Source organism: Mesorhizobium sp. P2_C5_2 (assembly GCF_056404535.1).
Genome location: NZ_JBFUDV010000002.1, coordinates 878,003 through 898,427, shown reverse-complemented (window position 1 = coordinate 898,427; position 20,425 = coordinate 878,003). Strand labels below are relative to the sequence as shown.

General features: G+C 64.1%; 19 protein-coding genes. 10 read left to right on the top strand and 9 right to left on the bottom strand.

Annotated features, from left to right (window positions below):
* Position 1: 1 nt before the first annotated feature.
* From tssE to tssA, 5 genes are read right to left on the bottom strand one after another with little or no spacing between them, the layout of a single operon-like run.
* The gene (gene tssE, locus AC1D1B_RS11220) at positions 2 to 757 is read right to left on the bottom strand and encodes a type VI secretion system baseplate subunit TssE (protein ID WP_477332128.1); all 756 of its coding nucleotides are present in this window, start codon (positions 755 to 757) and stop codon (positions 2 to 4) included.
* Positions 744 to 1,193 (bottom strand): Hcp family type VI secretion system effector, encoded by a 450-nt coding sequence (locus AC1D1B_RS11215; RefSeq protein ID WP_023673716.1) that lies wholly within the window; start codon positions 1,191 to 1,193, stop codon positions 744 to 746. Before AC1D1B_RS11215 ends, tssE begins: the two co-directional genes overlap by 14 nt.
* A 55-nt stretch (positions 1,194 to 1,248) precedes the next feature.
* The gene (tssC, locus tag AC1D1B_RS11210) at positions 1,249 to 2,754 is read right to left on the bottom strand and encodes a type VI secretion system contractile sheath large subunit (protein WP_023682611.1); all 1,506 of its coding nucleotides are present in this window, start codon (positions 2,752 to 2,754) and stop codon (positions 1,249 to 1,251) included.
* A 3-nt stretch (positions 2,755 to 2,757) separates the two neighbouring features.
* Positions 2,758 to 3,294, bottom strand: coding sequence for a type VI secretion system contractile sheath small subunit (tssB, locus tag AC1D1B_RS11205; protein ID WP_023673718.1), 537 nt, complete (start codon positions 3,292 to 3,294; stop codon positions 2,758 to 2,760).
* Between the two features lie 6 nt (positions 3,295 to 3,300).
* On the bottom strand, positions 3,301 to 4,479 hold the full coding sequence (gene tssA, locus AC1D1B_RS11200) for a type VI secretion system protein TssA (RefSeq protein WP_477332027.1): 1,179 nt from the start codon (positions 4,477 to 4,479) through the stop codon (positions 3,301 to 3,303).
* A gap of 324 nt (positions 4,480 to 4,803) precedes the next feature.
* On the opposite strand from tssA, the gene tssH reads away from it, so the two are divergent.
* Positions 4,804 to 7,617, top strand: coding sequence for a type VI secretion system ATPase TssH (tssH, locus tag AC1D1B_RS11195; protein ID WP_477332025.1), 2,814 nt, complete (start codon positions 4,804 to 4,806; stop codon positions 7,615 to 7,617).
* Between the two features lie 23 nt (positions 7,618 to 7,640).
* On the opposite strand, the gene AC1D1B_RS11190 is transcribed toward tssH, so the two are convergent.
* Positions 7,641 to 8,180 (bottom strand): Lrp/AsnC family transcriptional regulator, encoded by a 540-nt coding sequence (locus tag AC1D1B_RS11190; protein WP_477237297.1) that lies wholly within the window; start codon positions 8,178 to 8,180, stop codon positions 7,641 to 7,643.
* 48 nt (positions 8,181 to 8,228) lie between these two features.
* Between AC1D1B_RS11190 and AC1D1B_RS11185 the strand changes: the two genes are divergently transcribed.
* A complete protein-coding gene (locus tag AC1D1B_RS11185; RefSeq protein WP_477332023.1) occupies positions 8,229 to 9,401 on the top strand; it encodes an MFS transporter in 1,173 nt (390 codons plus the stop codon).
* Positions 9,402 to 9,411: 10 nt separating this feature from the next.
* On the opposite strand, the gene AC1D1B_RS11180 is transcribed toward AC1D1B_RS11185, so the two are convergent.
* Together AC1D1B_RS11180 and AC1D1B_RS11175 are read right to left on the bottom strand one after the other, a co-directional pair.
* Positions 9,412 to 10,371, bottom strand: coding sequence for a sigma-70 family RNA polymerase sigma factor (locus tag AC1D1B_RS11180; RefSeq protein ID WP_477332021.1), 960 nt, complete (start codon positions 10,369 to 10,371; stop codon positions 9,412 to 9,414).
* 1 nt (position 10,372) lies between these two features.
* Entirely contained in the window at positions 10,373 to 10,792 is a 420-nt protein-coding gene (locus AC1D1B_RS11175; RefSeq protein WP_477332019.1) for a GFA family protein, read from the bottom strand.
* Positions 10,793 to 10,899: 107 nt separating this feature from the next.
* Here AC1D1B_RS11175 and AC1D1B_RS11170 point away from each other — a divergent pair, with 107 nt between their 5' ends.
* Complete coding sequence (locus AC1D1B_RS11170; protein ID WP_477332017.1) at positions 10,900 to 11,319, top strand: GNAT family N-acetyltransferase; 420 nt, start codon at positions 10,900 to 10,902, stop codon at positions 11,317 to 11,319.
* Here the strand turns inward: AC1D1B_RS11170 and AC1D1B_RS11165 are convergent.
* On the bottom strand, positions 11,316 to 12,431 hold the full coding sequence (locus AC1D1B_RS11165; protein WP_477332015.1) for an anhydro-N-acetylmuramic acid kinase: 1,116 nt from the start codon (positions 12,429 to 12,431) through the stop codon (positions 11,316 to 11,318). The genes AC1D1B_RS11170 and AC1D1B_RS11165 overlap by 4 nt on opposite strands.
* Positions 12,432 to 12,911: 480 nt before the next feature.
* On the opposite strand from AC1D1B_RS11165, the gene AC1D1B_RS11160 reads away from it, so the two are divergent.
* The 7 genes from AC1D1B_RS11160 (at position 12,912) to AC1D1B_RS11130 (ending at position 20,388) form a co-directional block, all read left to right on the top strand.
* Positions 12,912 to 13,595 carry an SDR family NAD(P)-dependent oxidoreductase gene (locus AC1D1B_RS11160; protein WP_477332013.1) on the top strand — a complete coding sequence of 228 codons (684 nt, stop codon included), beginning with the start codon at positions 12,912 to 12,914 and terminating at the stop codon, positions 13,593 to 13,595.
* A 172-nt stretch (positions 13,596 to 13,767) separates the two neighbouring features.
* On the top strand, positions 13,768 to 14,622 hold the full coding sequence (locus AC1D1B_RS11155) for a MetQ/NlpA family lipoprotein (RefSeq protein ID WP_477332011.1): 855 nt from the start codon (positions 13,768 to 13,770) through the stop codon (positions 14,620 to 14,622).
* A gap of 208 nt (positions 14,623 to 14,830) precedes the next feature.
* Positions 14,831 to 15,922 carry a methionine ABC transporter ATP-binding protein gene (locus AC1D1B_RS11150; RefSeq protein ID WP_477332009.1) on the top strand — a complete coding sequence of 364 codons (1,092 nt, stop codon included), beginning with the start codon at positions 14,831 to 14,833 and terminating at the stop codon, positions 15,920 to 15,922.
* Positions 15,903 to 16,559, top strand: coding sequence for a methionine ABC transporter permease (locus AC1D1B_RS11145; protein ID WP_477332007.1), 657 nt, complete (start codon positions 15,903 to 15,905; stop codon positions 16,557 to 16,559). Before AC1D1B_RS11150 ends, AC1D1B_RS11145 begins: the two co-directional genes overlap by 20 nt.
* Before the next feature lie 145 nt (positions 16,560 to 16,704).
* A complete protein-coding gene (locus AC1D1B_RS11140; protein WP_477332005.1) occupies positions 16,705 to 17,724 on the top strand; it encodes an isopenicillin N synthase family dioxygenase in 1,020 nt (339 codons plus the stop codon).
* Positions 17,725 to 18,036: 312 nt separating this feature from the next.
* The gene (locus AC1D1B_RS11135) at positions 18,037 to 19,080 is read left to right on the top strand and encodes a substrate-binding domain-containing protein (RefSeq protein WP_477332003.1); all 1,044 of its coding nucleotides are present in this window, start codon (positions 18,037 to 18,039) and stop codon (positions 19,078 to 19,080) included.
* A 36-nt stretch (positions 19,081 to 19,116) separates the two neighbouring features.
* Complete coding sequence (locus AC1D1B_RS11130; RefSeq protein WP_477332001.1) at positions 19,117 to 20,388, top strand: ABC transporter substrate-binding protein; 1,272 nt, start codon at positions 19,117 to 19,119, stop codon at positions 20,386 to 20,388.
* Positions 20,389 to 20,425: the final 37 nt, after the last annotated feature.

Here is a 20,425-nt window from a genome sequence, read left to right as displayed (position 1 = left end):
CTCAGGCTTCCCTGAACTCGGTGCGCGCCAGGCCGTTGTCGAGATTGATCGTCGTGCGAAGACGCATGCGCTCCGGCGTCGGCGTCATGATCAGCACGGCGTCGATTTCGATCTTCAGCCCCGTCTTGTCGCCAAGATTGACCGTGACTTTCGTCGCGCTCTCCTTCAGCCGCGGCTCGAAAGTGGCAAGCACGGCGCGGATTTCGCGGGCCAGGACATCGCGATCGAAATCGCGCGACGAACGGCCGGAGAAGGACGGCACGCCATAATTGACGACGCTGCGGCGCACCTCCGGAAAGTCAGCCAGAGATGTCGGACTGTCGGTCATCTGCTCGGCCTCGAGATCGGACAAAAGCGGCGCGGACTCGAAGCGCTCTGTGTTGAACAGCGCTTCGATGTCGCGCCGCACGGCCTCGCGAAGTACGTCAGGCGACACCACAATGCCGCGCGCTTCAAGTTCGCCGCGATGCCGGTTCTGAAACGCCAGCCGATGCAGCCGGCGTTTCTGGTCGTCGCTCAGCGCCGCGTCGGCGTCGATGCGCCTCGGCCCGTCCGCCAGCAGCTCGTCCAGACGCTCCACGCCGAGTTCGTCGTGCAGAGCCTGCCTGAGCCCGTCTATCTCGGAACTCAGGCCGGGCAAATCGTTGACGAGGCGGTCCCAGAGCGAAGGCTGTACTGCCTCGCGCTTCGCCCGTGAACCGCCCGCCTGTGCCTTGTCCGTGCCGGGGCGCTTTGCTCGCCCCTCACTTGCCGACATAGACATCCATTTCGGCTTCGTCATTGTCGTCATAGACGAACTTGATCTTCTTGTAGGCGAAGGAGACTTCCTCCTGGATCAGGTCGGCTTCATCATCGGCCTGCGACATGTCGTATTCCATGATCGAGGCATCGGTCAGGGTAACGACCAGATAGTCCTTGCTCTCGCCGTCGATGGTCCGCCGCGCGGAGAACTTGACCTCGTCCAGCGCCTTGTTCTCGAACAGGGCCTTGGCCAGATAGGGTGAGGCCTTGTCATAGTGCTTGGTGAACTTGATCATGCCCATCGACACGCGGCCTCGGCGCGAGAGGGAATTGGGGTCATAGGGCGCGACCATCTTGTAGTCGACGCCATGGATTTCAATCTCGTCGTCGTGGCCGTCGCGCGTGCTGGGGCCCTTGATATCCGGAACTTTCAAAAAACCGTCGATCTTCATTGTGGGCATTTTCGTTCTCCACCGCTTTCAAACAAAACAAGGTTGGTTGCTGCAATCAGGTCTTCACGGACGGCAATTCCGACACCAGCCTGAGCGAGGCGTTGATGCCTTCCAGCTGGTAGTGCGGGCGCAGATAGAAGCGGGCGTTGTAGTAGCCCGGCCGGCCCTCCACGCTGTCGACCTGCACCTCGGCGGCAGCAAGCGGACGCTTGGCGCGCGCCTTGTCGTCGGCGAAGGCCGGATTGGCCAGCACGTACCGGTTGATCCATTCGGTCAACCAGATCTGCATGTCGGTGCGTTCCTTGAACGAGCCGACCTTGTCGCGCGCAATCGCCTTGAGGTAGTGGGCAAAGCGCGAGACCGGGAACAGATAGGGCAGGTTGGCGGAGAGCCGCTCGTTGGACTGGGCGTCGGGATCGACCAGGCGTCCCGCCCGCGTCTCGTCGTCCTGCAACGAATGGGCGCCGATGAAGGCCGCGAGATCGGTATTCTTGCGGTGCAGGATCGGCATCAGGCCAAGCTTGGCCAGTTCCGCTTCGCGCCGGTCGTCGATGGCGACCTCCGTCGGGCACTTCATCGCGATCGATCCGTCATCGGTCGGGAAGGAGTGCACCGGCAGGTTGAGCACCGTGCCGCCATTCTCGACGCCGCGGATCTGCGTGCCCCAGCCATAGAGCTTGTGACTGCGGTTGATGTTTACGCCCATCGGGAAGGCGGCGTTCATCCAGACATATTTGTTGTGATCGCCCTGCACCTCTTCCTCGAAGGAGAAGCCCTTGACCGGAACGGTCTCGGAGCCATAGGGCAACCGCGCCAGCACGCGCGGCATGGTCAGCCCGATATAGCGCGCATCCTCGCTCTCGCGCAGCGATTGCCACGAGGCGTAGGCCGGGTTGGAGACGATCTGCTGCAGGTCCTGCGGGTTGGGCAGTTCCTGCCAGCTGTCCATGCGGAACAGCCGTGGCGAGGCTGCCGCAATGAACGGCGTGTGCGCCGAGGCGCAGATGCCGGAGATGTTGCGCAACAGGCCGACATCGCGCGGGTGGTTGGAGAACTCGTAGGCGCCGATCACGCAACCGATCGGTTCGCCGCCGAGCATCGAATACTCGTCGGTGTAGACCTTCTTGAAGATCGGGCTCTGGTCCCACATCTGGCCTTCATAGTCTTCGAGCGTGTCGGCCAGCTGCTCCTTGGAAATGTTCATCACCCGGATCTTCAGCTTCTGATCCGTCTCGGTGTTGTTGATGAGGTACCAGAGGCCGCGCCAGGTGCCTTCCATCTGCCGCACTTCCGGCGCGTGCAGGATTTCGTTGACCTGGGTCGTCAGCATCTTGTCGATGCCGGCGATCAGAGACTTGATCGACTTGATCGAGTTCGACGAAATGGTCGTCGTCTCGGAGCGCGACTGCGCCGCCAGCGCCAGGTTGCGCACCAGCTGCTGCAGCTTCTCGCTGTCGTCCTTCTTGACCTTGAAGTCCTTCTCCAAGAGCTGGCTGAATTCACCCAGATCGACGGCCTCGGCCTCGGCGACGGATGCTGCGGTCTTTTGCTGTTCGGCCATGATCTATTCCTCACCCTTGTCGTCGGACAGCGCCTGGGCGGCGATCTGGCCAAGCAGCGGCTGATTGTTCAGCAATTGGGCGATGCGCTTTTCGGCATCGACGCGGCCGTCCATGAAGCCGAGCAGTTCCTCGAGCTGCCGCCGCATCTTGAGGATCTCGGCCAGTTGGGGAACCTGTTCGGCGATCTTGTCGGGGGCGAAGTCGCCCATCTTGGTGAAGGTCAGGTCGAGCGCCAGCTCTTCGTCGCGCTCCTGGCCTTCCGCCTGCGGCAGTGTGTTCTTGACCCGCGCCTTGACCCTAGGCCCCAGCGCTTCCATGAATTTGGGAAAGCGGTTGGCATCGGTCTCGACGAAGGAACGGTCGAGAACCGTCTTCGACGCCTCCCTGGTCTGCGATGCGCCCGACAGGTCGGCCATCACGCCCATCACGAACGGCAGTTCGATCGTCGTCGGGCTGCCGTAGGTTTCGACATCGTAGGCGATTTGCACGCGCGGGGCGCGATTTCGCTCGATGACCTTCGCTTTGCTTTCGGCTGGCATGTGTTGCTACCTTTCATCTTTCTGGGCGGTCTTCTTGGCGTCGGGAACGCCGGCGAGCAGCCGGAATTCCTTCAGCCCCGACGGGGCGAGATCTTCCATCAGTTCAACAAAATCCATGTGCACCATGCGGCGCACCCGGCGGGCGAGATGCGGGATCGGGCTCGACGGCTCGGTGCGGTCGTAGAACGCCACCACAAGGTCGAGGCACTTCACCACATCGTCGCGCGAGGAAATCCTGTCGGGGAGCCCCGCACTTGGCTCTGCGTAGCTTGCCATCGTCTCGGCTCCATGACCGTTTCTGGCCGGCATTGCCGGGCTTGCCGCGGCAGGCGCCGGGCTGGCCGCGCCATTCGTTGCCGCCTCTTCTGTCGTCTCGACCGCCGTATTGCGTTCCAGCGTCGTCAACACGCGCTGCAAAAATCGCTTCAGGTCCGGGACGGTAGCCCCGCTGCCGTCAAGACGGGCATTCAGCGCCGTGTCGACCGCGTCGAGCGCCTCAAGCGCGGCATGGGCTGCGGCGATGAGCGCCGTCATCTGTTCACCGGCCTGGTCTTGCTGGGCGGCGCATCCGCTGCCCACCCGGTTCAGCAACTGTCCATGCGCGCTGACCAGCGCTGCCTTCTCCGTGGCATTCAATCCCGACGCCGCTTCCTGAAGCATGACACGATCGTCGAGCGCGCCCTGTTCGAGGTCGCGTCCGCTGATCGGCCCGATGGGCCGCGGCGCGAAGAAGACCATCTGCCTGAGGTTCGTCAGCAGGCCTTCCTGGCTATTCTGCAGGTCGGCCAGCGCGTTGAGGCGGCGCAAGGCGGCATCGCGCGGCTGACCGCCGGGCCGCAGCGCCGGGTGCATCGGCTCCCAATGTGTTTCGAAGGTCCGCGCTATCAGCGTCAGGCCTTGCGCTAGTCCGGCCAGCCCCTCTTCATTGGCGAGCGCCCGGGCGACGATGACAAGCAGGCGCAGGTCGCGGCCATGCGAACGCAGTTCCTCGGCCTTACCGAGAACAGCAGGCCAGTCGACGGGAATCGTCGATTGCGCGGCAGGCTTGTTGCGCCCGTCATGGACGACCTTGACCTGCGGCTCGGTAAGGCGCTCGAGCTCGTGAAAAGCCGGATCGTTGCGCAAGTCTTCACCTGACGGATTTTCACCGTCCAGCGGAGCGAGCCAAAGTGCGAGATCGATCACTGCTACCCCCGGCGACCGGACCTAAAACCGCGCATTAACGCAACGTTAGCACCCGTTGCACATTCCCACAATTCAACAACTGCCCAAAAGTTAACGGCAGCTGATGCAGTGCAATGTGACTGCGTCATGAATGGCGCAATCCATGGCGTGGCTGGCGAAGCTTGTATGTGAAGTGCGTCGCATAGAATCAGGCAATTCCGTGGTTGTCTGCATTTGGTGGTGCGGGACTTTCCACAAAGGGAAGCAGCCGGCTGAATCACGCGCTTTGTCAAGCGGCTGCTTATGTGGCAGGCTGTCGACGGGCAGATTTCAGGAGCAGGTTCGATGGAACAGCGCCGGTCGTCGCAGGGGTTTAAACGCAAGGAACTGGTCGGCAAGCTCAATCCGGTCTGCCTGCGCGCCTTCAAGGCCGCCGCCGACAGCGCCAAGCTGCGCGGCAATCCCTACGTCGAACTTGTCCATTTCATCGAGCAACTGGTGCTGTCCGAGCGTTCAGACGTGCAGATGATCATTGCCGACGCTGGGCTCGATGCCAGCCGGCTTACCAGCGACATGACCCGGGCCGTCGACAAGCTGCCTTATGGCGCCACTTCGATCGAAGAATTTTCCGACCACATTTTTCACGCCATCCAGGAAGCCTGGAACCTGGCCGGGCTGCAGTTCAAGGCCGATGAGGTGCGCAGCGCCCATATCGTGCTCGCCTGCCTGAAGACGCCGGTGCTGGAAGGTCTGGTGTCGAAGATCAGCGGCGAGTTCGACAAGATCGACGCCGACGCGGTCATCGCCCGTTTTGCAGAAGTGGTGGAGGGTTCACTCGAAGCCGGTGCCACTGCTGCGGTAACGCCCACTGCCGAGGCGCCGCGGCGGGCTCCCGGCGGGGACTCGGCCCTGGCCAAATACGCCACCGACCTTACCCAGCGCGCCCATGACGGCAAGATCGATCCGGTCGTCGGCCGTGACCCGGAAATCCGGCAAATTATCGATATTCTGATGCGGCGCCGGCAGAACAACCCGATCCTGACCGGCGAGGCCGGCGTCGGCAAGACCGCGGTGGTCGAGGGCTTTGCCTTGCGCATCGCCCAGGGCGACGTGCCGCCGCCGCTGCAAGGCATCAGCGTGCGCATGCTCGATGTCGGCCTGATGCAGGCCGGCGCCAGCGTCAAGGGCGAGTTCGAAAAGCGCCTGAAGGCGGTGATCGACGAGGTTCAATCCTCCGAGAGGCCGGTTATCCTGTTTATCGACGAGGCGCACACGCTGATCGGCGCCGGCGGTGCCGCCGGAACCGGTGATGCCGCCAATCTCCTCAAGCCGGCGTTGGCGCGCGGCGAATTGCGCACCATCGCGGCAACCACCTGGGCCGAATACAAGCAGCACATCGAAAAGGACCCGGCGCTTACCCGCCGTTTCCAGGTGGTCAAGATCGACGAGCCGTCGGAAGCGGTGGCCGTTCTTATGCTGCGCGGCGTCGCCGGCGTGCTCGAACAGCACCATGAGGTGCAGATCCTCGACGAGGCGATCGAGGCGGCGGTCGGCCTGTCGCATCGCTACATTCCGGCGCGGCAATTGCCGGACAAAGCTGTAAGCCTGCTAGACACCGCCTGCGCCAGGGTCGCGGTCTCGCAGCATGCGACGCCGGCCGAGGTCGAGGACATTTTGCGCCGCCGCCAGGCGCTGGAGGTCGAAAGCGGCATTATCGGTCGCGAGGCTGCGATCGGCATCGAGGTGGTCGACCGGAAGGCGCGGGTCGAGGCCGGGCTCGCCGAGACTGAAGTCACGCTTGCAGCCGCCGAGGAGCGCTGGGAGCGCGAAAAGGCGCTGGTCGCCGAGATCCTCGAACTGCGCGCGCGCCTGCGCGGCGACGGCGTGCCACTGGACGAGGCGGCGACCGCTGAGGCCCATGCCGAAGCGGAAGCGCCGGACGAAGAAAAGACCAAGGTGCCGAAGGCCGAGACGCCCAAGGCTGAAACGGCGAAGACGGAAACGACGAAGGCCAAGGCAGCCAAAGCCAAGACCGAAGCGCCTGCGGACGCTCAGGCGACGCCCGCGGATCCCGCAGCCGATCTCGCAAGGCTGCGCGAACTCATGGCTGAGCTTGCCACCGCGCAAGGCGAGACGCCGCTGATCCTACCCTCCGTCGACCGCAATGCGGTGGCAGCCGTGGTCCAGGACTGGACCGGCATTCCGACCGGACGGATGCTGTCCAGCCAGACCGAAAAGGCGCTGAAGCTTGCCGTGACTTTGTCCGAACGCGTGGTCGGCCAGGACCACGCCATGGAGATGATCGCCAAGCGCGTGCAGACCAGCCGCGCCGGGCTCGGCGCGCCGGAAAAGCCGGTCGGCGTGTTCCTGCTCTGCGGCCCCTCAGGCGTCGGCAAGACCGAGACAGCGCTGGCGCTGGCCGAGACGCTCTATGGCGGCGAGCAGAACCTGATCTCGATCAACATGTCCGAATTCCAGGAAGCGCACACCGTCTCGACGCTGAAGGGCGCACCGCCCGGCTATGTCGGCTACGGCAAGGGCGGCATCCTGACCGAGGCCGTGCGCAGAAAACCCTATTCGGTGATCCTGCTCGACGAGGTCGAGAAGGCGCATCCCGACGTGCACGAGATCTTCTTCCAGGTCTTCGACAAGGGCATGATGGACGACAGCGAGGGCCGGCGCATCGACTTCAAGAACACGCTCATCCTGCTGACGTCCAATGTCGGCTCCGAGGTCATCATGGAGCGGACCGGCAACGGCACGGTCAGGGCAGGGCTCGACGGTCTCGACGCAGCCTTGCGGCCGCCGCTGCTAAAAGTCTTTCCGGCGGCCTTCCTCGGTCGCGTGGTGACTATACCCTACTATCCGCTCTCGGATTCCATGATCGAGGCCATCACCCGCCACCAGTTCTCCAAGATCGCAAGGCGGCTGCGCGCCAGCCACGACGCCGAGCTGGTGATCGGCGACGGCGTCATGGCGCTGGTCAAGGCGCGCTGCACCGAAATCGAGTCCGGTGGCCGCATGATCGACGCCATTTTGACCAACACGCTGCTGCCGGAGCTCAGCCGCGGCGTGCTGAACCGGTCGCTCGACGGCGAGAAGATGACCAAAGTGACAGTCAGCGCTTCCGCCGACGGGTTTGCCTATTCGTTCGAATAGGCCTGACGCGAAGATCGCGCAGATCAGTACAGCGGCGTGGCCATGTGCCGGGGTGTCGGCCATTCCGTCGTGACGCCCGGTTGCACCGGCCGCTCGAGATAGGTCGACAGCACGACATAGCTTCGCGTCGAGGTGACGCCGGGCGTTTCGTAGAGCCTCGCCAGCAGGCCTTCGAGCGCCCTGGTGTCCTCGGTGCGAACCTTGAGCAGCATGCAGGTGTCGCCGGCCACCGAATGGATCTCCTCGACCTCAGGATATTGGGAAACGGCCATCAGCTCCGGCGTCTTGCCCCAGCCCTTGGTATCGATATGGACGAAGGTGAGCAGCGGCTTCTTCACCGCCTTGGGGTCGATGATCACCGCTGTGCCTCGGATGGCGCCGCTGCGCCGCAGGCGCTTCACCCGCTCATGCGCCGCCGGCGGCGACAGGCAGACGCGTTCGCCAAGTTCGGCGTAACTAATCGTTGCATCCTCGACCAGCACGCCTAATATTTTTCGGTCGATCGCGTCGAGCTCGCGGGCAGCTGCCTTGTTCTGCAGAACACCATCTGTTTCTTCATCCATAACGAAATTCCTTGTTGTCGCAGAATTTAATTCGGCCACTATGCCGATATGACGAACACACATCAAGCCGCAACGCTCCCAACAACAGCGCCGATCCCGGCGCTGGCCTATCTGCTGACCGGCTGCATTGCCGTCATCGGCTCGAACTCGCTGGTCCTTGGGCCGATTGCACCGGCGGTGGCGGCATCGTTCGGCACCAGCGTTCCAGCGGTGATGGCTGCGTCGGCCGCTTTCGGTCTCGGCACCTCGGCAAGCGCCCTGTTCCTCGCTCGCTATATCGATGGCGTCGGCGCCCGCCGCATGCTGCAGGGCGCGCTGCTGTTGCTGGCGGTTGGACTTCTCGCCAGCGCGCTGGCGCCAACGGTGATCATGCTGGTCGCGGCCCAGGCGGTCGCCGGCATCGCCGCCGGCGTCGCCATGCCGGCAATCTATGCCAGTGCGGCGGCAATCGCGCCGCCCGGCCGCGAAAGCGGCACGATCGGCGTCGTCCTGACCGGCTGGACGGTCTCTATGGTGGCCGGGGTGTCACTGTCGGCCGTGCTTGCCGACCTCGTGCACTGGCGCGCCGTCTTCGCCGCGGTCGCGGTGCTTGCAGCCATTGCGCTCGCCGCCTTGTCGATGACCTCGCTCAGTGACGTCAGGAAGAGTGGCCCGGCGCCGACGCCGTTCGGTGCGCTGGCCATTCCCGGCATCGTGCCGTTGCTCATCGCCTGCACCGCCTTCATGACCGCCTTTTACGGCGTCTATGGCTATCTCGGCGATCATCTGCACCAGGATCTAGGCGAGCCCGTCAGCGCCAATGCGCTCGCCGCACTCGCCTATGGCGCCGGCTTCGGCACGGCGGCCTTTCTCGACGGCGTCATCGACCGCATCGGCGCGCGGCGCGTCATGCCTTTCGCCTATCTGCTGGTCGCCGCCGTCTATGTCGCCATTGCGCTGGCGAGCAGCAATTTCGCGCTGATCCTGGCCATGATCGCCATATGGGGCCTTGCCAATCATTTCGGCCTGAACGTGCTGGTGATGCGCCTCACCGCGCTCGACCCGTCGCGCCGCGGCACCATTATGGGCCTCAACAGTTCGGTCACCTATCTCGCCGTCTTTATCGGCACCACCAGCTTCGGGCCGCTTTATTCGACATTCGGCTTTGCCACCTGCGCGATCGTCGCGGCCTTGCTGATGCTGGTCGCAGCCGCCGCTGGGACCTGGCGCTCGCCGGGTTGACCGGCGGTGCTCAACCGAGTTGGGGCAGCACGACAACCGTGTCCGCCGCCGGGATCAGCCAAGGACAGGCATAATAGTCGCTGATGCGATTGATGACCCCGTCGGTTGCTTCGATTCGCACCGGATAGGCCGGTTCCCAGCCGCTTGCGCCCCTGTGAAGGACGATCAGAACGGTCTCGCCATCGACCGCGCCGATCGTCATTTTCCAGTTCATCCGGCCGTTCTCATATTCGACGAAATAGGGCGATTGCGACAGCTTACCCCTGAAGCAATCCGAAACCCGCAACTGCGCGTCGTCGCTGGTCAATGCCCGCACGCCATCCCAGTCACGGCGGTTGAAGAGTTCGACATAGCGGTTCAGCAATCTTGCAAGCTGCGGATCTTGCCGAGGTTCTGGACGGGCAGCTGGCTCCGTCGGCAACGCGGCCAGCTTGGCGCGGCCACGGCTCAACGCCGCCTTGACGCCGCCCACTGTCGAACCGACGAGATCGGCAATCTCTTCCAGCGAATGGTCGAAGACATCCTTCAGCAGAACGCAGGCGCGTTCCTTCGGCGGCAGGTGGATCACCAGCCGTTCGATCGCGCGATCGGCGCCCTGGCCCGCCGGTTCGACCGGCAGGATGATCTCGTCCTCTGCGAAACCGGCTTCGGCGCGCCTGCGCGTCTGCCGGGTGCGCAGGAAATCGATGCAGCGGTTGTGCGCGATGCGAAACAGCCAGGGCCGAAGAGCGCCCGGATCGTCGAGTGTCTCGATCTTGCGATAGGCCTCGAACAGCGCTTCCTGCATGACGTCTTCGGCATCGATCACGGAGCCCGTCATGCGCGCGCAATAGCGATGTAGCCGTCCACGCAGATGCACCACCGTTTGCAGGAATGCGGCATAGCGCATGTCGAAGAGCCCTGCGGGGTCAAGTCTTGGCGGCACCGTCATGGCATCCCTGCCGAGGTAGGCGTTGAAAAGTTTGGCCATCTTACATCAGTCTGATGTCATCGGGAGGCCGATCGAAGCGATCGTGTCTGCCGTCGACATACATCACAGGCGCTGCCGCAAGCTCCTGCGGATCGATGCCGTCAAGGGCCGCCATCGGAATGGCGAAGACGATGCCACCAAGGGCCGGGATATCGCCTCGCGCCGGCAGGCGCGTGCCGCAGGTCGCGCAGAAATGATACTCGACGCTGGGCCGGTCCCTGCCGGGTGGCGTCCACTGATATTCGGCCTGCGCATCGGCTCCCGACACCAGGCGATAGTGCTGGGGGCCGACGAAACCCACCCAGGAACGCGTCTTGGTGCATATCGAGCAATTGCATTTGACGGTTCCCTGGCTAACGTCGATATCCGCCTCGAAACGGACTTTGCCGCAGTGGCAGCTTCCAGCATAGGTTTTCAGCATTGCCCGCGTTCTCCGCTGTTTGCGGGCCGGCACAATTGCCGACCAACATCCAAGACGTATGGCGACGGGAAAAGGATACGTGGACAGGCATCAGGATAGCCAAAGCAATGAAAACGATCCTTGAGACCACCGCCGAGCCCTTGGCCGAGGACCTCGCCTTTCTGGCCGAGCGGCTGACGGCGTTCAATGACCGTGATGTCGGTCACTCCGGCCGCAAGCCGCTCGCCGTTTTCGTGCGCGACGGGGCCGGCGCCGTCGTCGCCGGCATTTCGGGCTACACCGCCTGGGGCTGGCTCTATGTGCAATGGCTGTGGGTCGACGAACAACTGCGCGGCCAACATATGGCTGGCGACATGCTGGACGCCGCCGAACGGGAAGCGCTGGCGCGTGGCTGCCAGAACGCCTGGATAGACACGTTCAATCCGACAGCGGCCAAAGTTTACGAGCGGCAGGGCTACCGGCCTTTCGGCGCGCTGCCGGACTTTCCAGTCGGCCGCAGCCGCATTTTCCTGCAGAAGAAGCTCTAACCGGCGAGCTTACCGCCTTGCATCGGTCGTGGCGCCCCGGTCGTGCTCGGGAAGGAGATCGGCAGCCCGCGCAGCACGCGCACGGCGAGGAAAGCAAAACACTCGGCCTCCACCGCATCGCCCTTCCAACCAAGCGTCTCGGCCTGCACCACCTCGACCCCGGCGCGGCGGCCAAGCATCACCATCATCGTCGGGTTGTGGCGGCCGCCGCCGCTGACCGCCAGCCGCTTCGGCCGGCGCGGCAACAGGTCAAGCGCCTTGCCGACGGCCGAGACGGTGAAGGCCGTCAGTGTCGCCGCGCCGTCCTCGACGCCAAGCCCGTCGGCCATATCAGCGGTGAAGTCGAAGCGGTCGAGCGATTTCGGGTAGGGCTTGGTCAGATACGGATGCTGCAGCAGCTTGGCCAGGCGCGCTTCGTCGACCGTGCCGGCCGCACCCAGTGCGCCGTCGCGGTCCATTTCGCCTAGCCCGTTTGCCTTGATGAAATCGTTGAGCGGCGCATTGGCCGGGCCGGTGTCGAAGGCGACGATGTTGTCCTTGCCGTCCCACCAGGTGATGTTGCCGACGCCGCCGAGATTGAGCACGGCGGTGTCGCCGCTGGCATCGGCTTCCCTGAGCAGCGCCGCGTGATAGGCAGCCGCCAACGGCGCGCCTTGGCCGCCGGCACGCACATCGGCCGAGCGGAAATCATAGGCAACCTTGGCGCCGAGGATGGCATGCATCAGCTCGCCGTCGCCCAGCTGGCGCGTATCGCCGAGGCGACCGGGCTGCGGGGCGCGGTGCAGCACGGTCTGGCCGTGGAAGCCGACGACGCCAATATCGGCCATGGTCAGCCCGTAGCTTTCGACGAGGTCTTTCACCGCGGCCGACTGCGCCCGCGTCAGCGCCTGTTCGGCCTCAGCAAAGATCGCCGGCTCCGGCCCATCGAAATTCCACGCCCTGGCCTGGCGCAGCGTCTCCTCCAGCAAGGTGCGAATCGCTGTGGGGTAGGGGGCCAGCGTGTAGGTGCCGAAATCGGCGATGCGCTCGCCATCCGTCTTGATCAGCGCGACGTCGATATTGCCGTCAAGCACGGTGCCGGTCATCAGGCCGACGGCCCAGATTGGTTCCATGGTCGCCTTCTCGAATCGCCTTTGAACCACGTGTCGGACGGATCGGTCGAACAGGCAAGTCCTTTGCCTTTATTGATCAAAGCAGGCGTTTCAGGATCTGAATTTTCCCGTGCGTTGGCGCTGCCCCTCACCTGCCTGCCGGCATCCTCTCCCCGTATAGTGACGGGGAGAGGGGTCGCTCTCATCGATGATTTCGCCTCCGGCGTTGCTAGAATGGCGCCGAGGCCGCAGCCAGCCCCTTTCTCCCCGTCACTATACGGGGAGAAATGCCCGACAGGGCAATGAGGGGCGGCGCTGACATCGACCATCTGTCCGTGGCGCCTGCCCTGGGTTCCTAATGGGGTTGTCACATATGCCGATGGGCTTTTTGCTTCGAACGGCGAAAATCGAGCAACACCGTTCTTGTCTCTTGCCGCTTAAGACGCCAGCTATGTGACGAACGACATGGCATCGGCCGGAGTCGGTCCAAGGGAGAACGACATGGCATCCGAAGTCGCAGTGATCGCAGGCGCGGGCGCAGGCCTGAGCGCTTCGCTGGCCCGCCTTCTCACCAAAGAAGGCTTTCGCGTGGTGCTGGCCGCTCGCAACACTGCCAAACTGGCGGCGCTGGTCGAGGAGACCGGCGCGCTGGCCGTCGAAACCGACGTCGCCGATCCTGCTTCCGTCGCCACCCTGTTCGAGGCGGCCGACAAGCAAGGCCCGCTCGCGCTTGCCGTGTTCAACGCCAGCGGCCGCACGCGCGGCCCGATCGCCGAGGTCGATGCCGATGCGGTCAAACAGGCGCTGCTGGTCGGCGCCTATGGCGGCTTCCTGGTCGGCCAGCAGGCGGCGCGGCGGCTGCTCGCGCGCGGTTCAGGCTCGATCCTGTTCACCGGCGCCTCCGCCAGCATCAAGGGGTTTCCCGGTTCTGCCGGCTTTGCCATGCCGAAATTCGGCCTGCGCGGCCTGGCGCAATCCATGGCGCGCGAACTCTTCCCGAAGAACATCCATGTCGCGCATTTCATCATCGACGGCCAGATCGAACCGGTCGGGAAGAAACCCGAACGGCCGGATAGCCAGCTGTCGCCCGACGCGATCGCGCAGACCTATCTCGCGACGCATCGCCAGCATCGCAGCGCCTGGAGCTTCGAGGTCGAGCTGCGGCCCTGGGTCGAGACTTTCTGACCGGTCCGGCGCGGCCGTTCTCGTGAACGTGAAATCTTTGAGAGAATATTCCCGGCTTCGTGTTTGAGAAGAAATGCGGTTCTTTGATCCGGCAAAAAGCATTGCCGATGATGTCATCAAGGCTTGGTATTCCACCAAACCGATATGACTTCAGGATTACGAGGGATTGACAATGTCCGAACGCGGAAACGCTTCCAAATCTGTTCTTTTTTCAGCCATCAGCAGGCGTGCTGCCCTTGCGGCACTCTTCACCTCGGCCGTCACACTTGTCGGTCTGGCTCAGCCGACGCCGTCCTTCGCCGAAAACAAGAAGGCGATCAAGGTCGGCATCATCAGCGGCGAGGATGAGGATGTCTGGCGCGTGGTGGTTGCTCAGGCCGCCGAAAAAGGCCTGGCCATCGAGACCGTCGTGTTCAACGATTACACCCAGCCCAACGAGGCGCTCGAGCGCGGCGAGATCGACGCCAACGCCTTCCAGCACCAGCCCTATCTCGACAACCAGATCAAGACGCAGGGCTATCATATCGTGCGCGTCGGCTATACCGGCGTCTGGCCGATCGGCCTCTATTCCAAGAAATACACCAAGGTTGCCGAACTGCCGGAAGGCGCCGTCATCGGCCTGCCCAACGACCCCTCCAATGAAGGCCGCGCGCTGCGCGTTCTGCAGAACGAAGGCGTGATAAAGCTGAAGGACGGCACCGGCATCCTGGCGACCACCGCCGATATTGCCGAGAACCCGAAGAAGGTCGTCATCAAGGAGCTCGACGCCGGCATCGTCGGGCGCTCGGTCGAGGATCTCGACGCGGCCGTCGTCAACACCGACTGGGCGCTGAAGAGCGGTCTTGGCCCCGACAACCGCATCGCGCAGGAGCCGGTGGCCGACAATCCCTACCGCAACTTCATTGCCGTCAAATCCGGCAATGAGAACGAGGCCTGGGTGAAGACGCTGGTCGCCTCCTACCAGAACGAGAAGGTCAAGGCCGAGTTCGACAAGGTCTACAAGGGCACCGGGATCAGCGCCTATTGATCGGCGCCTGGCTATCAGGAGCAGGCGGCCCGCTGTTGAGCGGGCCGCTGTCGCATTTGTGCACCGCTAGAGCGATTCCAGGAAAAGTGTGCGCGGTTTCCCGGGAAAAGCGCGAAGCGCTTTCCCTTGGGAATTGCGTAAAAACAAAGAGATAGAGCGGTTCACCGTTTTCATGAAACCGGTGAAACGCTCGAAAACGGACAGTGAGATGAACCAGCACGTCACCGCCGAACCGGCCGATCCGGTCAACATAGCTGCCGCCGGGCAGGAGGATGTCGTCCGCCTTGTCGACCTCAAGCGGCGCTTTGGCGCGACGCCGGCGCTCGACGGCGTCTCGTTGACGGTGCGCAAGGGCGAGATTCTCGGCATTATCGGCCGCAGCGGCGCCGGCAAATCGACGCTGATCCGCTGCCTCAACGGGCTGGAACGGCCGGATTCCGGCGAGGTCTTCATCGAGGGCCGCGAGATCGGCCGGCTCGGCGAGCGTGAATTGCAGCCGCTGCGGCGGCGCATCGGCATGATCTTCCAGCACTTCAACCTTTTGTCGGCCAAGACCGTCGAGGACAATGTCGCGCTGCCGCTCAAGATCGAAGGCCGCCCTAAAGCCGAACGCCTGGCGCGCGCGGCAGAACTGCTCGAACTCGTCGGCCTTTCGGAGAAAGCCAAAGCCTACCCGTCCTCACTGTCGGGTGGCCAGAAGCAGCGTGTCGGCATCGCCAGGGCGCTGGCCGCGCGCCCGGCGCTGCTGCTGTCAGACGAAGCGACCTCGGCGCTCGATCCCGAGACGACGCGTTCCATCCTGGCGTTGCTGAAAGACATCAACCGCCAGCTCGACCTGACCATCCTGCTCATCACCCACGAGATGGAGGTGATCCGTTCGATCGCCGACCGCGTCGCGGTCATCGATGCAGGGCGCATCGTCGAGCAAGGGCCGGTGTGGTCGGTCTTCGCCGAGCCGCGCTCCGAAATCACCAGGAGCCTGCTCGGCGGCATCCGCCCGCAACTGCCGGCCGACATCGCCGGCCGGCTTGTCCCGGGCGCCGGCGCCGAGCTTATCCTCAGGATCGACGTCGCCGGCGAGGCGGCACGTGGGCCGCTGCTGTCCGATCTCGCGGTGGCGGTGCCGGGTCCGTTTCGCCTCGTCCATGGCGGCATTGACCATGTCCAGCAGCAACCGGTCGGCACGCTGTTCCTGGCGGTGGCGGGCGATGATGCCCGCCATCTCACCGAAGTAATCGCTTTCCTGAAAGCTCGCGACGCGCGGGTGGAGGTGCTTGGCCATGTCGCCGGTTCTGTTTGAACTTCTGCTGCGTTCGATCTGGGAGACCGTCCTGATGACGGCGGCGTCGGGCCTCATCTCGCTGGTCTTCGGCCTGCCGCTCGGCCTGGCATTGATTGCCACCGAGCGAGGCGGCATCGCTGAGAATATATGGGTGAACCGCGCGCTCGGCGCCGTCATCAACGGCTTCCGCTCTGTGCCTTTCATCATCCTCCTGGTGGCGCTGATCCCGGTGACGCGGCTGATCGTCGGCACCTCGATCGGCACCTGGGCGGCGATCGTGCCGCTGTCGATCGCCGCGACGCCTTACTATGCCCGCATCGCCGAAGTGTCGCTGCGCGAGGTCGATCGCGGGCTGATCGAGGCGGCGCGCGCCATGGGCGGAAACCGCTGGACGATCATCCGCGAGGTGCTGGTGCCGGAAGCTCTGCCCGGCATCGTCGCCGGTTTCACGGTTACGCTGGTGACGCTGATCGGCGCCTCGGCCATGGCCGGCGCGATTGGTGCCGGCGGGCTTGGCGACCTCGCCATCCGCTACGGCTACCAGCGCTTCGAGACCAGCGTCATGGTCGCCGTCGTCATCGTCCTCATCATCCTCGTCTGCGGCATCCAGTGGGCCGGCGACCGGCTGGTCGCAAGGCTGGACCGCCGTGGATGAGCGTCCCTGAACGTTATTTGCCCACCGGCAGCAAAAAGCAGCGCCGGCTTTCTTCATTCGCCTCGAGATTGGATTGCGTATTGCTTTGATTGGACCAGCCTGCGTGCCACCGTGAATGCGGGGCCGGCAAACAAGGAGCTTGACCATGCCCAGGATCGTACCCGTGCTTGACCTCAGCCGCCTCGAACAAGGCGCTTCCGAGCACCGAACGTTTCTGTTCGACCTGCGCACGGCCGCGCGCGACGTCGGCTTCTTCTATTTGACCGGCCATGGCATATCGGCTGTTGATACCGCTGAGGTGCTGGACGCCTCGCGCCGGTTCTTCGCTCTGCCGGAAGCCGACAAGCTGACGATCGAAATGGTCAAGTCCTCGCAGTTCCGCGGCTATACGCGCGCCGGTGGCGAACTCACCAAAGGCAAGGCCGATTGGCGCGAACAGCTCGACATCGGTGTCGAGCGCCCGGCCATCGCGCAAGGCCCCGGCGTGCCCGCCTGGACGCGGCTGCAAGGGCCGAACCAATGGCCGGCCGCACTGCCGGAACTGAGGCCGGCGCTGCTGGCCTGGCAGACCAAGGCGACGGCGGTGGCGATCCGTCTGCTCAGGGCCTTCGCTTTGTCGCTCGACCAGGCCGAGGATGCCTTCGATCAGATCTATCGGGCCGAGCCCAATCATCGCATGAAGATCGTGCGCTACCCCGGCCGCGACGTCACCGGCGACGACCAGGGCGTCGGCGCGCACAAGGATGGCGGTTTCCTGACGCTTTTGTTGCAGGACGAAAACAAGGGGCTGCAGGTCGAGTATGACGGCAGCTGGGTCGATGTCGATCCGCTGCCCGACACGCTGGTGGTCAATATCGGCGAACTGCTCGAACTGGCTTCGAACGGCTATCTCAGGGCGACCGTCCACCGCGTGGTGACGCCGCCGGCCGGTGTCGAGCGGATTTCGGTTCCGTTCTTCTTCAGCGCCCGGCTCGATGCGACCATCCCGCTGCTCGATCTCCCCGAGGAGCTTTCGGCCGAAGCGCGCGGGCCGGCCAGCGATCCCGACAATCCGCTGTTTCGCAATGTCGGCACCAACGTGCTGAAAAGCCGCCTGCGCTCGCATCCCGACGTCGCGCGCCGGCACTATGCCGATCTCCTGGAGACCGGCGCCTCGGCCGGCTGAAATCTTCGAAGACGAGAACGAAATTTCTGAATCTCGCGCTGTTTTAGAAAGCCGTTCGTCGTCAACCGCCGCGAATACGCGCATATAGGAATTATCGTTCGGCGGTTTCCTCCCATTCCACCGAACGGTGTTCCCCTCTGAAGGTTCTTGACCTTCTTTTGGCCGGGCCGCTTTCGCGCCCGGCCTTTTTTATTCAAGGGTTTCGCCGATTCACGAGACAGTTGTCGCTTCCGCCTCAAAGGCGGTTTAAAACGTTTGCAATTTTCCCAGAGGGCATTACAAACGTTTCAACTGCTCGTTCGGGAGGAACGATTGTCAACGCGCGTCACCACGCTGAAGGAACTTGCGGCGAGCCTCGACCTGTCGATCACGACGGTGTCCCGCGCGCTTGCCGGGCATGAGCAGATCGCGTTGAAGACCCGCGAGCGTGTCGCGAAAGCGGCGCACCAGGCTGGCTACGTCCCCAACACGGCGGCGCGCACGCTTGTCTCCGGCCGCAGCGGGTTCGTCGGCCTGGTGCTGCCGATCCGCGGCCCCAACCTGGTCGATTCCTTTCTCGGCGAATTCGTCACCGGGCTTGGCGAAGGGCTGGTGTCGCATGGCGCCGACCTCATCCTGGCCACGGCGGCTCTTGGCCAGTCCGAACTGTCGGTGCTGCGCCATGTCGTCGAATCCGGACGTGCCGACGGTGTCGTCGTCACCCGCATCGCCGAGGTCGACGAGCGGCTCGCCTATCTGCGCGAGCGCGGCTTTCCCTTCGTCGCCCACGGTCGCCTACTCGACGGCGACTTTGCCTACAATTGGCTCGACACCGATGGCGCCCACGCCTTCGGCGAAGCCTTCGACATGCTCTACGATCTCGGCCATCGCCATTTCGGCCTGGTGACGATTTCCGAGCCGATGACCTTCCGGCATCTGAGACAAGACGGCCTTGCCGCCGCCATCGGCCGGCGCGGCGATCCGTCGGTGCGGCTCGACGTGGCGACGGCGCCGCGCTTCGATCGTGGCGCTCGCATCCAGGCGATCAACCGCATGCTGCAGCAGCCCGAGCGGCCGACGGCTATCATCGCCTTATTCGACGAGCTGGCGCTGACGGTGATGGAGGAGGCGGCGCGTGCCGGCCTCAGCGTGCCGCGCGACCTCTCGGTTATCGGCTTCGACAATGTCGTTGCCTCGGCCTATGCGCCGCCCGGCCTCACCACCTTCGACGCCTCGATCCGCCAGTGCGCGCGCGAGATCGCCGACATGCTGCTCACCGTCATCGCCGACAAGCCGGCCGCGCCGCTGACGCGGCTGATCCGGCCGACTCTGGTGCAGCGGGCGAGCCACGGACCTGCACCGCGCACAAGAAACTGACGCCGCAACGACGGCGCATATCCAGGGAGGAAGACCATGATGAAGATGTTGAGGACATTGGCGGGCGCCGTGCTGGCGCTGTCGTTTGCCATTGGTGGCGCGCAGGCCCAGCAGGTGCTGTTCTGGTCGACGCAGGCGCGCCCGGTCGAGGAAACCCAGAAGATGCGCGACGAAGTGCTGAAAAGCTTTGACGGCGCCGTCGACTATCAGGTCGCCGAGGACGGCCCCTGGCTTACCCGCCTGCAGGCAGAACTGCAGGCCGGCACCGGCACGATCGGCCTGCTTGGCGGCCTGCATGGCGACTTCTCCACCGTCGGCTCCAACCTTGTCGATCTCTCGGCTGTCGATGTCGGCGGCGTCAAGGTCAACGAGGCCTACAAGAAGCTCGGCATGCTCGGCACCGGCGAACAGAAATACATGCCGTGGATGCAGGCGACATACCTGATGGCCGCCAACAAGCAGGCGCTGCCATATCTGCCGCAAGGCGTCGATCTCAACACCATCACTTACGACCAACTGATCGAGTGGTCGAAGAACATCGCCGAAAAAACCGGCTCGCCGAAATTCGGTTTTCCCGCCGGCCCGAAGGGGTTGAAGCACCGCTTCTTCGAGGGTTTCCTCTATCCGTCCTACACCGGCTCGATGGTGACCAAGTTCCGCTCGCCCGAGGCCGAGACCGCCTGGAACAAGTTTAGGGAGCTCTGGCAGTACACCAATCCGAATTCGACCAACTACGCCTTCATGCAGGAACCGCTGCTGTCGGGTGAAGTGTGGGTCGCGTTCGACCATGTCGCGCGGCTTGCCGATGCCTTCAACAAGAAGCCGGACCAGTTCGTCGCCTTTCCCGCACCTGCCGGCCCGGCCGGCCGCGGTTTCATGCCGGTGGTGGCTGGCGTCGCCATCCCCAAGACCTCGCCCGACATGGACAAGGCCAAGGCGCTGGTCGCCTATATGCTGAAGCCGGAAACGCAGATCGCGACGCTCAAGGCGACCAATTTCTTCCCCGTCGTCGACGTCAAGCTGCCCGACGACATGCCGGCTTCGGTCAAGGCGTTCGGCCCAGCGATCGCCACCATGACCGGCGCTCCCGACGCGCTGCCGGCGCTGCTGCCGATGGGGCTCGGCGACCTCGGCGGCAAGTTCAATCAGGTCTACACCGACTCCTTTGAGCGCATCGTTCTCGGCGGCGAGGACGTGCACGGCGTGCTCGAAGAGCAGGCGGCAGCGCTCAAGGCGCTCATCGACCAGGCTAAGGCGCCGTGCTGGGCGCCCGACAAGCCGTCCACGGGCGCCTGCCCGGTAGACTAGACCATGATCCCGAAAAGTGGACGCCGGTTTTCGGAAA

Excerpts from the sequence above, each read along its gene's own strand:
- AC1D1B_RS11160 (WP_477332013.1), top strand. The coding sequence starts at position 12,912 with ATGGCATCCGAAGTCGCAGTGATCGCAGGCGCGGGCGCAGGCCTGAGC.
- AC1D1B_RS11130 (WP_477332001.1), top strand. The coding sequence starts at position 19,117 with ATGATGAAGATGTTGAGGACATTGGCGGGCGCCGTGCTGGCGCTGTCG.
- AC1D1B_RS11150 (WP_477332009.1), top strand. The coding sequence starts at position 14,831 with ATGAACCAGCACGTCACCGCCGAACCGGCCGATCCGGTCAACATAGCT.
- AC1D1B_RS11180 (WP_477332021.1), bottom strand. The coding sequence starts at position 10,371 with ATGGCCAAACTTTTCAACGCCTACCTCGGCAGGGATGCCATGACGGTG.
- AC1D1B_RS11185 (WP_477332023.1), top strand. The coding sequence starts at position 8,229 with ATGACGAACACACATCAAGCCGCAACGCTCCCAACAACAGCGCCGATC.
- tssE (WP_477332128.1), bottom strand. The coding sequence starts at position 757 with ATGTCGGCAAGTGAGGGGCGAGCAAAGCGCCCCGGCACGGACAAGGCA.
- AC1D1B_RS11165 (WP_477332015.1), bottom strand. The coding sequence starts at position 12,431 with ATGGAACCAATCTGGGCCGTCGGCCTGATGACCGGCACCGTGCTTGAC.
- tssB (WP_023673718.1), bottom strand. The coding sequence starts at position 3,294 with ATGCCAGCCGAAAGCAAAGCGAAGGTCATCGAGCGAAATCGCGCCCCG.
- AC1D1B_RS11145 (WP_477332007.1), top strand. The coding sequence starts at position 15,903 with ATGTCGCCGGTTCTGTTTGAACTTCTGCTGCGTTCGATCTGGGAGACC.
- tssH (WP_477332025.1), top strand. The coding sequence starts at position 4,804 with ATGGAACAGCGCCGGTCGTCGCAGGGGTTTAAACGCAAGGAACTGGTC.
- AC1D1B_RS11190 (WP_477237297.1), bottom strand. The coding sequence starts at position 8,180 with ATGGATGAAGAAACAGATGGTGTTCTGCAGAACAAGGCAGCTGCCCGC.
- AC1D1B_RS11170 (WP_477332017.1), top strand. The coding sequence starts at position 10,900 with ATGAAAACGATCCTTGAGACCACCGCCGAGCCCTTGGCCGAGGACCTC.
- tssC (WP_023682611.1), bottom strand. The coding sequence starts at position 2,754 with ATGGCCGAACAGCAAAAGACCGCAGCATCCGTCGCCGAGGCCGAGGCC.
- AC1D1B_RS11215 (WP_023673716.1), bottom strand. The coding sequence starts at position 1,193 with ATGAAGATCGACGGTTTTTTGAAAGTTCCGGATATCAAGGGCCCCAGC.
- AC1D1B_RS11175 (WP_477332019.1), bottom strand. The coding sequence starts at position 10,792 with ATGCTGAAAACCTATGCTGGAAGCTGCCACTGCGGCAAAGTCCGTTTC.
- AC1D1B_RS11140 (WP_477332005.1), top strand. The coding sequence starts at position 16,705 with ATGCCCAGGATCGTACCCGTGCTTGACCTCAGCCGCCTCGAACAAGGC.
- AC1D1B_RS11155 (WP_477332011.1), top strand. The coding sequence starts at position 13,768 with ATGTCCGAACGCGGAAACGCTTCCAAATCTGTTCTTTTTTCAGCCATC.